Below are 13,606 nucleotides of genomic sequence, written 5' to 3' on the forward strand. Positions count from 1 at the left end.
TGCCTGATCCGTGCGGAAGGGGCAAGATTGCAATGCGGCGCATACTCCAATGTCCGTGCCCGCGATGTTGCACTGCGATCGAGTCGAAGGAAACGTCATGAGCGATACGACTTCAGATTCCGATGAACCGGTGCGTCCGCCACTGCCGCGGACGATGCTGCAATGGGTGCTGATCTTCGGACCGGGTGCCATCATCGCGTCGCTGACCATCGGAACGGGTGAACTGATCTTCTCAACACGCGGCGGTGCGCTGTTCGGCTACGACATCCTGTTTGTGTTTGTTGTCATCTCGGCGCTGAAATGGGGACTGGTGATTTCGACGAGCCGTCACATGATTCTGACGGGAGTGCATCCGTATGAACGCATGATCGACCTTCCCGGCCCGCGCGGCTGGATGCCGATTGCGCTGTTGCTGATGGCGACAATCTGTCTGCCGATCTGGATCAGTTTTCATTCCGGTGTGCTGGGCAACCTGACGGCATGGATCACGGGAACCCGCGGCCTGTTCGGCGGCGGGATCGATTACGTCTGGGGCGCCGGAATTCTGGTGGCCGTGCTGATCCTGTCCGCGACCGGCGGATACTCCGTGCTGGAACGTGTGCAGTTGTTTGTCGTCACGGCGATGGTGTTCTGCGCTGTGGTGACTCTGGTGCTGTACCAGCCCGACTGGCTTCGCTTCGTATTTGGACTCGCCCCGAAACCGCTGGCGTATCCCGACTGGCTGACGGAAAAATATCCCGAGATCGCTCGGCATTCCGTCTGGATCGAAGCCACGCGCTACGTGGGAGTCATCGGTGGAGCCGGCTTCGACTATCTGGCTTACACGTCATGGCTGCGGGAAAAGCACTGGGGCATTCTTCCCGACAGAGCGACTTCCGAACAGCTTGAAGAAATGGCTGCCAGCCCCGATCACGAAGTGCGAAAGTGGATTCGGGCGCCGGTCGTGGATTGCGCGATCAGCTTTTTTCTGATCGTTGCGTTCAGTGCTGTGTTCGTCGCGTCCGGTGCCATCATCCTTGGTCCGGCGCACGTCGTTCCCGATGAGGAAAGCCTGCTGAACCTGCAGGCTCGCTTCGTGACAAAGATCCATTCCTGGCTGCTGCCGCTGTACGTGATCGGCGCATTTCTGACGATGCTGGGAACGCTGTACGGCACGATCGAAATCGCATGCTCCATCGCGGACGAAATCGTTCGGTCATTCTTTTCACACTGGAGCCCCCGAACGGCCGGCCGATTGCGGCGGATCGTGCTGGCGTGGTGTGCACCGCTGTCGCTGGCGATTCTGCTGTGGCTGTTCATTCGGCAGTCGGCGACCGAACCAATACCGATCACACAGGCCGCGTCCACCGCGGCAGCGGCTTCGATCGACGTCGAACACAATCCGGAGAACGCTGCAAAACCGGAATCCGATGGCCAAACAGACGAACCCGCGCGACGCGGCAGACCTCGCATCCTGCTGACGATCCTGACACCCGTCAATCTGTTTACCGGCGTGCTTGCCTGCGGACTGGTCTGCTCACTGAGCATCTGGATGGATCGTCGCTGGCTGCCCGCGAAACTGCGCCCGCCGGTCTGGCTGACGGCGATGAACCTGGTTTCGGCCGTCGTCTTTCTGGGACTTGGCGTCAAAGGCTACTGGGATATCGAAAACAGGGTGCCGGTTCTGGGCATTCTGCTGGCGACGTTCATGACCGCTATGGTGCTTGCAGCCACCGTCGTGCCGACGCTGACAAACCGGCAGCGGCACGAGGCATAAAGCGAGCACAGATTGCTTCACCCTCCCGTTAAAGCGGGAAGTGCGGAGTTTGATCGCCGTTCAGGCGATTCAACGACGGGGAGGGTCGGTCGCGCAATCCGAGTTTCCGGGCGTCGCCCTCCCCGCGAGAAATCGGCTGAACGTTGATTCCTGAGCGGCCTTCCTGTTGGAACGGGAGGGTGAAGCACAAACTGCGATTCACCGGTGGATTCTCACTGGCCACTTGCCGAAACCCTCGTACAACTCGGTGTGCCGTTAACTTTGCGGATTGCATGCGGTTTTCGAATTCGGATCGCCTGCTGTTTCCGGGATACCGTCGGTGAAGAAACGTCGCGTGACACACATCATTTTGCTCGCCGCCGGATTCCTGCTGATCGGAGTTGCCGCCATGTTCTTCCTGAGTCTCACCGCGCCGCGTCCGGCCACTCTGGGAGTCCATTCAGGACGACTGGCGGAGCCGCCGGGCACCGCCAACTGCGTGTCGACTCAGACGGATGTCCGATCGTTCTGGATGGCTCCGCTGGAGTTCACCGGTTCGCCCGCTGAGGCGTGGACACGACTGCGACACGTCGTGTCAGAAGTTCCGCGAACCAAAGTAGTGACGGACAACGGCAGCTACATGCACGTGGAAGTCACCAGCGCCGTGTTCCGATTTACCGATGACGTGGAATTCCTGCTGGAACCGGATGCAGGACGAATTCACTTCCGCTCGGCTTCGCGAGTCGGCCGTTCGGATCTGGGAACCAATCGGAAACGCATGCAACGGATCAGGGACCAGTTTCTGAAGCAGCACCCGTGAACGCCGGGGAGCGGCCGAAACGACGTACGATGCCGTCGCATCCAGCGGCCCGGACGCCATCAATAGCGCCAGCCGACTTGTGTGATGAAGGCCGTTCCGGGGCTGACGGTGGGATTGGCGGCGCTGGCGTAATCGATGTCGCGGTTAAACACCCAACCGGCTTCGATGAACCAACTGTAGACACTGGCGTCCATGCGAAAGCCCATCAGGATGCGATAGTCCTTCAGCTCGACTTCATCGCGGCCGGTACCCGTGGCCGTGGAAATTTCATACGCCTCGATGTGGTACTCCGCGCGAGCGTACGCCCATTTGGACCAGTAGGCTTCGTTTCCGAGAAACAGGCTGATCTGAGATTCCGGAAACATCAGCCGCCATTCCCAGAAGTCGTCCCGATAGACCAGACCACCGTACGGGATGACACGGTCGTGAACGCGGTCCCAGAACTGAGCTCCCAGACCCAGAGTCCAGTATTGGTCAAGCTGAAAGAACATGATGCCGCGACCGTCAAGCTGGAACGCGTCGGACGTCATCGAAGCATTCAGGTCGCTGTTGATGGACGGCGTGATTCCCAGACTCAGGCTGTACGGGCCGGCCTGCGGTGTTTCCACTTCATAGTCGACACCGAAACGAAAAGCGGAACCCGGCAACCCTGCGCCACCCGTCGGTCCGTCCCAGTTGCGAAGCCGAAACTGATTGGTCCAGGTGGAAACCCAGCCCGGCAGACACGGTGCCGTATTTGCCAGGTCATAGTCGACTCCGAACTGTCCGAAGCTGCCTGTCGAACCGCCGGTGACGGCTACGTTCGGCATGTACGAAATATCCAGGCGGTTCTGCCAGCCGAGTCGATAGGGTCGCGGACCGTTGGCACCCGGCACCGTGTAGGCTCCCGCGGCGGGAGCGCCCATGCCGTACGGCGTGTAGGGAGCGTACGGAGACGGTTGTGGAGCCGTCCCATACGGAACAGGCTGACCGTACGGCGAAGGCTGTCCATAGGGCGAAGGCTGCATGAAGGGATCCGGCATCGTCGGTGGCGAGAACGCGTTCCAGGTTGACGTTTCGGGCAGGACCGGCATCCCGAATTCGCTTCCCGGCACGGCTTCTCCGTACGTGGACACGTTCGGAACGACTCCGCCGGCGTCGGCCGGTACGGGAACACCGCCATTGTCGGGAGACTGGGCTCGCACGACGATGTCATCCATTGCGCCCGGCGAAAACAGGGCGCGGGCGTCCATCAGCGGCGGAAAGAACGACCGCTGCGCCGGCACAGCAAAAGGTTCGCGGGCAAACGCACTGCCGGTCGGAAATGCAACAAGGGCTGCGAACAGCCACAGGTGAAGTGATTTCACGGGAACACCTGTCGATGGGATTTGTGGGAGGGGAGTTCAATCGCCAGGAACGGCATTTCGAACACGTCACGAAGTGCGAACCGGAGAACGTTTCGCGGAGGGAAGGATTCGCGACTTGAGCAATTGTGCGGGAATTCTGAAGAATCGCAGGTTCCGGTCAACCTCAAGTGGTCGCCGGAAAGCAGCGTTTGCCGGTTCCTGCGACCCCCCGATTTCAGGCCACCGGTCACGTCGGCTGAATCTGCCGAACCGACAAGCCGACCGGCGGCGCTCGTATTCAGCCGCCGCCGTCGCACCCAAAGGAAATGCGGCGAGATCTGCCGGAGAAACTTTTTGCCTTCTTTCGGAACTCGCGTTCGCTGCTGCGAAGTCTCCCCGTCGCAGCGCCGGGACAGGTGGGCGCGGACGATGCGAGAGTTGCCGCGGGGCCGCTGCTCCGGGCGGTCAGCATGGTTGTGGCCGACCGGGCCGGGCGAAACCGTTCACTTCCTGTGGTCGCCATCGACGAAGAATCCTGCTGAACTGCGAATGAATTGGTCGCGTCCGGCGCTGAAATCCGCGAAAACTTCACGCAACCGGATCGCGCGCCAATCGACAATTCAAGCACGCATTAGGCATGCGGAAGATGAGAATCTACCCGCCGGGCGCCAGCCCCGGTTCTCTGCGAACAAAACCGCGGATAGCGCCGTGCGGCTCGCGGGCGGGTAACAGCTTATCTGCCGCTCGCCTCACTCCGGGCCGGATAGACATTGATCCATGAGCCAGCCTCCGGCGAATCCCGTACAGCAGCGGTTTCAGAAACTTGAGGACTTCTGGAACGACTTCGCTCAGCATCCGGATGCTCGCATCCTGAGATGGATTGCTGACCGGGACACGGCGCGCATGCTGGATCTGTTTGTTGAGCTGCAGAACGAAGAAGTCAGCTCGATTCCTGATCTGTTCGTCCGCATGGAAGTGCCGTTCGACGATGCCGGTTCTTATGCCGCGTCACTGATCCGGTCGCTGGTCGAGCAGTTTGAGGCTGTTCGGGAATCGCTGCGCGACGACGGCATGAACGTGGACTGGTCAGCCCCGCATCGGTCCGCCCAGCATCGGTCCGCCCCGCATCGGTCCGCCCCGCATCGGTCGGAGCAGGCTGGCACGTCGGAACTCATCGCGACGCTGGCTTCGTTCCGCGATTTTTATCAGTCGATCATGCAGCACCTGGCGATCGTGCTGGTACCGGCCGCAATTTCACTGCGATCGGCGTGGCAGCAGTGGCTGATGAGTCTCGCAGCGCAGCCGATTCCGCCGGGTGTTCGGTTTTTTGTCGTGGATGATTCGACGGCACCGGAGCTGACGGAACTCGCGGAGAAATTTCCGGAACGTGTGCTATCCATTGACCCTGAACTGAACATGCCGGCGGCCTATGAAGAGCTGGTGGAGCAGGCTCCCGGCGAAGGGCCGGCCCACGACTTTCGCCGGTTGTTTGTCAAACTCAACAACGCCGCGGCGGCTGGTGATCCGAATTCCGCAAAGGATCTGGCGGTGCGAGCCACCGCGATTGCGACGGCCAACCAATGGCCGCATCTGGTTACGGTGGCTCAGATGGCGCTGGGTGCGGCGTATTTTTCGACGGGCGACCTGGATTCCACGCTTCAGTGCTATCGCACGGCCAATGCTGCGATCGCTGATTCCGATGACCCGGCGGCTCCGCGGCTGAATCTTCAGACTCGCATGTCGGAAGGATCCGCGCTGATCGCTGCGGGACGTTTCGACGAAGCGGCTGCTGTCTACGAAATTGCCGCAGTCATGGCCGAGGAACAGTCCGACGCGGCGTCAGAAATGGATTGCTGGCGAGTTGCCGGGTGGTGCCACGAAAGCTGTCGAAACGCGGATCGTGCCTGGGAGTGCGGTCAGAAATCACTCACGGCCGGTCAGACGATGGACGACGAACAGCGACGCACCTCGACTCTGCCCTACACCGGTCAGATGATGCTGCGACTTCGCAAAGCCGCACCGTTTCGCAACGGGCACCGGCAGGTCCGTGAGCAAATGTTGACGTGGTTTGGCGATGACTGGGAATCGATGCTGCCGCAGAAGGGAGCTGTCTGATGCTCGCCGCCAAACACTTCGACCCGGTTCTGGGAATTGACATCCACCTGATTCAGCCGCCAGGACCGGTCCCGCCGATTCCGATTCCCCATCCGTTTATCGGGTTTCTGATCGATCCGTTCGACTACGTCCCGATCGTGGGTTCAACGGTGCAGATCAACAACATGCACCGTGCTCAGGCGGGAACGGCGGGCCGAGCATTGCCGCCGCATTTTCCGATCGGCGGAACGTTCATCAAACCGCCTGCCAACGAATGCGAAATGTTCATGGGCAGCGCCACGGTTGTGATCGACGGCGACGCTCAAAGCTATATGGCTCTGCCGGCGCTCAGTTGTCAGTGCATCGGAATGCCGCCGATTCCGCGGTTGAATCCGAAGAAGAAAAGCAAAGTCAAATCGCTGGTGCTGCCAACCAGCATGGTGCTGCCGATTCCCGCCGGTCCGCCGGTGCTGATCGGCGGGCCGCCGACGATCTCGATGATGGCGATGGGCATGAAGGCCGGCATGGCGGCGCTGGGGAAACTCGGAAAGGGCCTGCGAAAACTGCAGCGCGGCAGCGGCCGCATCGGCCGCGCGATGAGACGCGCGTCCACCGCGATGAGAAACGCCGCGAAGAAGGCGATGAAAAAGCTGGGCGTCCCTCCCAGCGTTCAGAACCGTGTCAGCCGTGCGATCTGCGCGGTCACGGGACATCCTGTCGACATTGCCACCGGAAAAGTGTTCACGGATCTTGTCGACTTCCGGCTGCCCGGTCCGCTGCCTCTGGTCTGGGAACGCGTCTACTACAGCACGTCGGAATACGACGGCCCGCTCGGGCACGGCTGGCATCACAGCTACGACGTGGCTCTGTGCGAAGACGACGACGGCATCGCCGTGCGGATGAGCGACGGCCGTCCTGTCGTATTCCCCCGAATTCGAATCGGCGAATCCTGCTTCGATCGCGCCGAACGGCTGACGCTGCTGCGGGACGAACACGGTTACGCCATGAGAGACGCCGCCGGACTGACCTGGCGGTTCGACATTGTGACGTTTGACAGCGACGTGCAGCGGCTGCTGTCGGTATCCGATCGCGCGGAGAACCGAATCGAATTCCGCTACGACGAACTCGGCCGGCTGATGATGATTCACGACAGTGCCGGGCGCCGCTTGCCCGTCACGACGGACGCCGACGGCCGGATTCTCAACATTCAGGCTCCGCATCCGGACGATCCACGGTCGCTGATCTGTCTGCTGTCCTGCGAATACGACGACCGGGGCCGACTGCGAGCTGTGCGTGACGCCATGGCGCAGCCGTTTCTGTTCAAGTACGACGGTTTCCTGCTGACTCGCGAAACGGACCGCAACGGTCTGAGTTTCTACTTCGAATATGAAGGCAGCGGCCATTCCGCCCGCTGTGTGCATACGTGGGGCGACGGCGGAATCTATGACCACCAACTTGACTACGATGTCGATCTGAAGCGCACGGTGGTCACGAATTCGCTGGGTCACAAAACGGTGCATTTCTGGAACGATTCCGGCCTGGTCTACAAGTCGATCGATGCGAAGGGCAATTCCGTTCAGACGGTCTACAACGAGTTCCATCAGCCGCAGGTGGAACTGGATGAACTCGGGCAGGCCACAACCTATGGCTATGACGAACGCGGCAACACGTCGCTGGTGACGTCGCCGGACGGTGCGACGGTTCAGGTTTCGTACAACGATCGCGACCAGCCCGTGACGTTGATCGACGCGCTGGGCTGCCGGTGGTCCTGGGAGTACAACGAGTTCGGAAAACTGACTCGACGAATCGACGCGACGGGACGTGAAACCGGGTTCGAATATTCCCGACGCCGTCTGCGAGCAATCATCAATCCGGCTGGTGGTGCGACCGAACTGAGCTACGACGAAGACGGCAATCTTTCGGCGCTGACAACGCCCGACGGTTCGCAGAGTCGCTGGCGGTTCGATCGTCTGGGCCGCGTTGTCACGCTGATCGATCCTGCCGGCAGCGAGCAGCGACGGGAATTCGATCTGACCGGTCGCATGACAAGCGTAGTGGAACCTGACGGCAACTTTCGGTCGCTGCAGTACGACGCGATGGGAAACCTGATCTATGCGAAGGACCGCCAGCGCGAAGTGCGGTTCACGTATCAGGGAATGGGCCGTCTCGCCAGCCGCCGGGAAGCCGGAACGACCGTGGAGTTCCGGTACAACACCGAAGAAAGCCTGATCGGCATTGTCAACGAACACGGGGCGGCGTACGGATTTGAGCTGGATGAACGAGGCGACGTGGCTCGCGAATTCGGATTCGACGACGTTCGGCGGATTTACACTCGCGACGACGCGGGCCGTGTGATTCGAATTGAGCGCGCGTCGGGTGTGATCACGTTCTACAAGTACGATCCGGCCGGGCGAGTCATCGCGGTGACGCACAGTGACAAGTCGGAAGAACGTTACGCGTATCGTCAGGACGGCGAACTGATCGAAGCGATCAACGACGCCTGTGAGGTTCGTTTCGAACGAGACGCCGCCGGACGAATCCTGAAGGAAACTCAGAACGACTTCTGGGTCAGCTCAAAATACGACGCTCTGGGCATGCGCATCGAAATGAAGTCGTGCTTTGGCGCGGTTCAGACGATCGATCGCGGCGTGACGGGAAACGTCACCGGATTTCAGTTCGCCGACGCCGCCACGGACCCGGCGACAACACTGTGGCAGACTCAGATTCAGCGCGACCAGACCGGGCTTGAACTGGAACGCAGCCTTCCCGGAGGCATCCGCAGCCGCTGGGAACGCGACCGGCTGGGGCGACCAGTTCGGCACCAGATTCTCAGCGCTACCGGCGAACGGCGAAACGTCGCGTACGAATGGGATATTAATGACCGGCTGAGAACGATTGTCGACGCGCATCACGGAACGACGGTGTTCCGGCACGATGAACTCGGCAATCTGGCCTCGGCCACATACGCAGACGGCAGCGTCGAGTTGCGGATGCCTGACGCCGTCGGAAATCTGTTCCGCACACAGGACCGCAGCGATCGCAGGTACGGCCCGGCCGGTCAGTTGCTGGAAGCGAAAACGGATGACGGAATCATCCGCTTTGAATACGACGCCGAAGGCAACCTGATTCGAAGATCAACGCCGCAGGGAGACTGGCATTACGTCTGGAACGCGGCCGGAATGCTGAAAAGCGTGACTCGCCCCGATGGCGAGGTTGTCGAGTTTGAATACGACGCTCTCGGCCGCCGTGTCAGCAAGACGTTTCGAGGCCGAACGACGCGATGGATCTGGGACGGCAACACTCCGATTCACGAATGGGTCGAAGGCGACCGGCAGTCCGCTTCCGAACCGGCGACCGCGGAATCCGCATCTGACGGAACTCCTCCGGCGGAAGCCGCACTCGCCGCGAATCCGTCCACCGGTCCACCCGCCGACGACGAAGATTGCGAACTACTGCCCGTTCCGGCGGGGATGATCACCTGGCTGTTCGATCCGGAAAGCTTCGCTCCGGCAGCGAAACTGTCCGCAGGTCAGTGCTGGTCGATCGTGACCGATTATCTCGGCACGCCCACCGCCATGCTGGACGAATCAGGCACCGTCGTATGGTCCGCCGACGTCTCGATCTACGGCGACCTGCGCAACGTGCGTGGCGACCGCTGCGCGTGTCCGTTTCGCTGGCCGGGCCAGTACGAAGACGCGGAAACCGGGCTGTACTACAACCGGTTTCGATATTACGACCCCGAAGCAGGACACTACATCAGCCAGGATCCCATTCGAATCGCTGGCGGCCTGAATTTGTTCGAATACGCAAACGAGCCGAATCGAAAGATCGACCCGTTTGGTCTCATCACGCTCATTCATTACACCGACGAGAAGGGTTACAACGGAATCACCAGCAGCAATGAAATGCATCCGTCGACGAAACCGAAAAACGCCAGACACGGAGTCGGGCAGTACTTCACGGATATCGATCCCGATACCGTCGGCGGCAAAACACTGAAAGATCTCTCCGCGGCGGACCGTGCGAAGGGCATGATCAGCCACGGACAGCTTTCGCGCGAACTGTATAACGACACGCGCCGGATTAAGAGCTGTGAATACTTTGTGGAAGTCGACCTGACGGGACTGCATGTGGAAAATCCGAAGCCGGGAGTGTTTCTCGTGAAGAACCCCGACAACCTGGACCTGACAGGACGGATCAAGCGTCATGGAAAAACATGCGGATAGCGACGGAATCGAAGCGTCCGATTTCGAATCACGATATTTTCGACACGAGTCAGAATCGCGACTCGGAGCCGGAACGGCGTGGGTGGAGTTTGGATCTGACGGCTGGGCAACTCGCCAGGTTGAATGCTACGACGGGCGGTGGTTCTGCTCGATCGAAGAGTACTTCGATGAACTCGGCGGTACGCTGTGCGACCAACCGATGAGCGAACTCGACCTGAGCGACTCGGAAGAGATCACGAAGCCCGAATTTGAGACTGCCTGGAAAACAGCGATCGACTACCTGGGAAGGTCGTAGACGAAAACCGGAACTTCGGACTTCTCAAATGTCTGCAGCAACAGCCGCTCGATGTCGGACCAGTGACCTCCGGCAAGACCGGTGCCGATGCGCGGCATGTGGACTGAAGCACCGTGATCCGTCGCAAACGTCCGGACTGCCGCAAGGGATTCTCCGAGCGATTCGAGTCGCAGCGGCGGGACCACGGTCTTTTTCGTCCTGACGCCGCGTTGTGCGATCATATTCGCCACCCAGCAATCGTCGGCCACTTCCACAAACTGGCAATGACCGAGAGGCAGCCGGTCCTGCTGCGGACTCATCGCTCGCAGATAAGCGTCTTTCGCCAGCGGCCAGGCTTTGCCAAGCGGAACAACAAAACCTCTGCCCCACTTTCCGATGTCATTGCACACGTGCGCGATGACCCACGGAGCGGTCGTTATGGGTCGTGTTGCATCGCCCTCAACGTATTGAATGCGAAAATCGTCCACCGCTGTCCACCGATTTCGAATGGCACGCGCCGATGCGTCCGCCACAAGGACCGTCCGCCGCGCGCGATGCTGTTCCCGTCTGAAACGGAGTCTTCATCGGCACCGTGTTCGTTGCAATGGAGAAGTGTACCCGTTCGATGGCTTGTCAAAAAAGGCTCTTCCGGGAAAACGGGGTGTCGCTGAACGTCCGTTTGCCGGAACCGGCAGGCTGCGGTAGCCGGCTTTGGCAGAGGTTGTGTCGGCCGACCGGGACTGAAGTTGTTTGGGCGAGCGGCGATGCTCATCTGCCGCTCGGACACGCATTGAATCGACACCACCATTTCCCGGATGAACCGAAAACGTGCAGGTCGTCACCGAACAACACCGCAGATGTTACGGACGCGAGAATTGCCGTCGCGAGGTGCGTGTTTTAATCGGCGATTGAACGGCGGTAGCGGCGGCTGAGCAGGAATCCCAGCAGCGCAAGCAGTGCGATTCCGCCGTATTGGACGGATGGATGGCTGCGTTCAAACCACGGCTTCAAAGCTCCCGCGCCGATGTACATGACGGCTCCCCCGCCACACTTGCCAGCAGGACCACGGACAGCGTTGCCACTCGCGACAGACCCAGCAGCCGGCCCAGCAGTGATCCGCCGATACTGCCCGTTGACGAAATCGGCAGCATGACGAATGCCGCGACCGCTCCGACCGTCACGTTTCGCATCCAGCGGTTCTTCTTCAGCAGCAGACGTCCTTCCTGAACGGCGGCCTTCAGACGCATGCCGATCCACGGCAATCGAAACAAAGCGCCGACGTGATAGGCCAGCACGATCGCCCAGATCGTATCCAGATACAGAACCAGAGCCGCCAGTTCCAGGGCTGTGAATCCCGCCGGATGATCGGCCTTTCCTCCAAGAATCACAAAGCGTCCGGCAGCGGCTGCGGCAACGGTTGCGACCACCAGCTTGCGAACAAGCGCGGCACCGCCGGTCACGAACGCGGCCGCAAGGATGACGCCGCTGAGCCAGATCGGAAGCGTCAGTGTTGCGATCGCCAGCACAGGATTCTGTTTCCAGAGACTGTCCGATTCGTGTTCCAGCGAATGCATCAGACGATCGGAATCCTCATCGGCAGCCTGTTCCGCGGCTGCTGACTCCGGCGCTGGTTCGTCACTGGGTCGATTGGCTGAAGACTGCATCGGGCAACAATTTCGTTCCGGACAAATTCCGGCCGGAGTTATGCTGGCCGCGGCGGACACTGATGCTTTTCGCAACTCTTAGGCCTGCGGCAGATGAGAACATACCCTCCCGTTTCAACGGGAGGGTCGAAGTTTGATCGCCGTGCAGGCAATCAAACGAGGGGAGGGCGTCCGCGCCACGCGAGTTCCCCGTGCATGGCCCTCCCCGCGATCGAACGCCTGAACGGCATTCGATCGGCGACCCTCCCGTTGAAACGGGAGGGTGAAACTATTGTCGCCCTGCATTGGTAAGTTGTCATCTGCCGATCGTCTTACGGTCGCGAGCCTGCATGCCTCGTTCTTCCCCGCCCGCGGCATACTTCGACGGGAGGTTCCGGCGGCGCACAAGCGTAAGCCGGTGTCGAGTTTTCCGTGCGACCTGCCGACAGAACACGGCCTTGCATGTGATGTCGGGCTACGACGGCACCGGCGCGGAATCCAGAATGACATTCAGGATCTGAGCGGCCTTTTGACGCTGACCTTCCCGGATGGCTCCGCGACAGACCAGCCGGTGTGCGAACACCGGAACAACCAGTTCCTTGACGTCGTCCGGGATCACGTAGTCACGGCCCTCGATCATCGCCAGAGCCTGTGTCGCGCGGTACAGCACGAGGGCTCCTCGCGTGCTGACTCCCAGCGTCAGTTCCGGGTGTTGTCGAGTTTCGTGAACGATTTCCAGCATGTAGTCGGAGATCGAATCGTCGACACGAATCTGCGTGACCTGCTTCTGGATTTCGACCACCTGAGCCGCTTCCGTGACGGCGGAAAGCTGTTCGACCGGTTCGCCGTTGCGGTGCTGCTTCAGAACCTCGCGTTCCACCGACGGATCCGGGTAGCCGACTTCCAGACAGACCATGAAGCGGTCAAGCTGGTTTTCCGGCAGAGCGTAGGTGCCTTCGAATTCGAACGGATTCTGGGTTGCGATGACCAGAAACGGCGATTCCAGCGGCATCGTCATTCCTTCGACCGATACCTGATGTTCGCTCATCGCTTCCAGCAGCGCGCTTTGCGTGCGGGGCGTCGTGCGGTTGATTTCGTCGGCGAGCAGAATGTTGGTGAACACAGGGCCGGGCCGAAATTCGAATTCCCCGGTGTTGGGCCGATAGATGTTCGACCCGATGATGTCGCTGGGCAGCATGTCGGGCGTACACTGCAGCCGCGTGAACTTGCAGCCCAGCGATTTTGCCAGCGCTCGCGCCAGCGACGTCTTCCCCAGCCCCGGCGCGTCCTCCAGCAGCACGTGGCCGCCGGCCAGCAGTGCCACGACCGACAGCCGGACGGTCTTTTCCTTGCCCAGCAGTGCTCCGGCGACATTCGATCGAATCTTCTGAATGACACTGTAATTCACAAAGTTCTCCGCAGTTCGCTGTCCGCGCGTGGCGTTCGCCCGTGCCTACGAGCAGCGATCGTCGAATGTGGGGAATAGTCC

General features: G+C 60.5%; 10 protein-coding genes. 5 read left to right on the forward strand and 5 right to left on the reverse strand.

Annotation, left to right across the window (positions count from 1 at the left end):
* Window positions 1-97: 97 nt before the first annotated feature.
* Together R3C19_18805 and R3C19_18810 are read left to right on the forward strand one after the other, a co-directional pair.
* Complete coding sequence (locus R3C19_18805) at window positions 98-1,756, forward strand: Nramp family divalent metal transporter (GenBank protein ID MEZ6062398.1); 1,659 nt, start codon at window positions 98-100, stop codon at window positions 1,754-1,756.
* Window positions 1,757-2,090: 334 nt separating this feature from the next.
* Window positions 2,091-2,555 carry a DUF1499 domain-containing protein gene (locus R3C19_18810; GenBank protein MEZ6062399.1) on the forward strand — a complete coding sequence of 155 codons (465 nt, stop codon included), beginning with the start codon at window positions 2,091-2,093 and terminating at the stop codon, window positions 2,553-2,555.
* 59 nt (window positions 2,556-2,614) lie between these two features.
* Here R3C19_18810 and R3C19_18815 read toward each other — a convergent pair whose 3' ends face one another.
* Window positions 2,615-3,901: a hypothetical protein gene (locus R3C19_18815; protein ID MEZ6062400.1), complete on the reverse strand. Its 1,287-nt coding sequence runs from the start codon at window positions 3,899-3,901 to the stop codon at window positions 2,615-2,617.
* A 756-nt stretch (window positions 3,902-4,657) separates the two neighbouring features.
* Between R3C19_18815 and R3C19_18820 the strand changes: the two genes are divergently transcribed.
* From R3C19_18820 to R3C19_18830, 3 genes are read left to right on the forward strand one after another with little or no spacing between them, the layout of a single operon-like run.
* Window positions 4,658-5,995 carry a hypothetical protein gene (locus R3C19_18820; GenBank protein MEZ6062401.1) on the forward strand — a complete coding sequence of 446 codons (1,338 nt, stop codon included), beginning with the start codon at window positions 4,658-4,660 and terminating at the stop codon, window positions 5,993-5,995.
* Window positions 5,995-10,200: a DUF6531 domain-containing protein gene (locus R3C19_18825; GenBank protein MEZ6062402.1), complete on the forward strand. Its 4,206-nt coding sequence runs from the start codon at window positions 5,995-5,997 to the stop codon at window positions 10,198-10,200. The genes R3C19_18820 and R3C19_18825 overlap by 1 nt, the downstream gene beginning before the upstream one ends.
* Window positions 10,181-10,495, forward strand: a complete 315-nt coding sequence (locus R3C19_18830; protein MEZ6062403.1) for a hypothetical protein — start codon at window positions 10,181-10,183, stop codon at window positions 10,493-10,495. Before R3C19_18825 ends, R3C19_18830 begins: the two co-directional genes overlap by 20 nt.
* Here R3C19_18830 and R3C19_18835 read toward each other — a convergent pair.
* The 4 genes from R3C19_18835 to R3C19_18850 form a co-directional block, all read right to left on the reverse strand.
* The gene (locus tag R3C19_18835; GenBank protein ID MEZ6062404.1) at window positions 10,477-10,962 is read right to left on the reverse strand and encodes a macro domain-containing protein; all 486 of its coding nucleotides are present in this window, start codon (window positions 10,960-10,962) and stop codon (window positions 10,477-10,479) included. The two genes, R3C19_18830 and R3C19_18835, sit on opposite strands and share 19 nt — an antisense overlap.
* 409 nt (window positions 10,963-11,371) lie before the next feature.
* Window positions 11,372-11,506, reverse strand: coding sequence for a hypothetical protein (locus tag R3C19_18840; protein MEZ6062405.1), 135 nt, complete (start codon window positions 11,504-11,506; stop codon window positions 11,372-11,374).
* Entirely contained in the window at window positions 11,482-12,138 is a 657-nt protein-coding gene (locus R3C19_18845; GenBank protein ID MEZ6062406.1) for a hypothetical protein, read from the reverse strand. The genes R3C19_18840 and R3C19_18845 overlap by 25 nt, the downstream gene beginning before the upstream one ends.
* A 454-nt stretch (window positions 12,139-12,592) precedes the next feature.
* Window positions 12,593-13,525, reverse strand: a complete 933-nt coding sequence (locus R3C19_18850; GenBank protein MEZ6062407.1) for a MoxR family ATPase — start codon at window positions 13,523-13,525, stop codon at window positions 12,593-12,595.
* Between the last annotated feature and the right edge of the window lie 81 nt (window positions 13,526-13,606).

The sequence above is a fragment of the Planctomycetaceae bacterium genome, assembly GCA_041398785.1.
In the GTDB taxonomy this organism is placed as follows: domain Bacteria; phylum Planctomycetota; class Planctomycetia; order Planctomycetales; family Planctomycetaceae; genus JAWKUA01.

Bases quoted from the DNA above. Each gene is read 5' to 3' on its own strand.
- R3C19_18840 (MEZ6062405.1), bottom strand. From the start codon at position 11,506: ATGTACATCGGCGCGGGAGCTTTGAAGCCGTGGTTTGAACGCAGCCAT.
- R3C19_18830 (MEZ6062403.1), top strand. From the start codon at position 10,181: ATGGAAAAACATGCGGATAGCGACGGAATCGAAGCGTCCGATTTCGAA.
- R3C19_18805 (MEZ6062398.1), top strand. From the start codon at position 98: ATGAGCGATACGACTTCAGATTCCGATGAACCGGTGCGTCCGCCACTG.
- R3C19_18845 (MEZ6062406.1), bottom strand. From the start codon at position 12,138: ATGCAGTCTTCAGCCAATCGACCCAGTGACGAACCAGCGCCGGAGTCA.
- R3C19_18825 (MEZ6062402.1), top strand. From the start codon at position 5,995: ATGCTCGCCGCCAAACACTTCGACCCGGTTCTGGGAATTGACATCCAC.
- R3C19_18820 (MEZ6062401.1), top strand. From the start codon at position 4,658: ATGAGCCAGCCTCCGGCGAATCCCGTACAGCAGCGGTTTCAGAAACTT.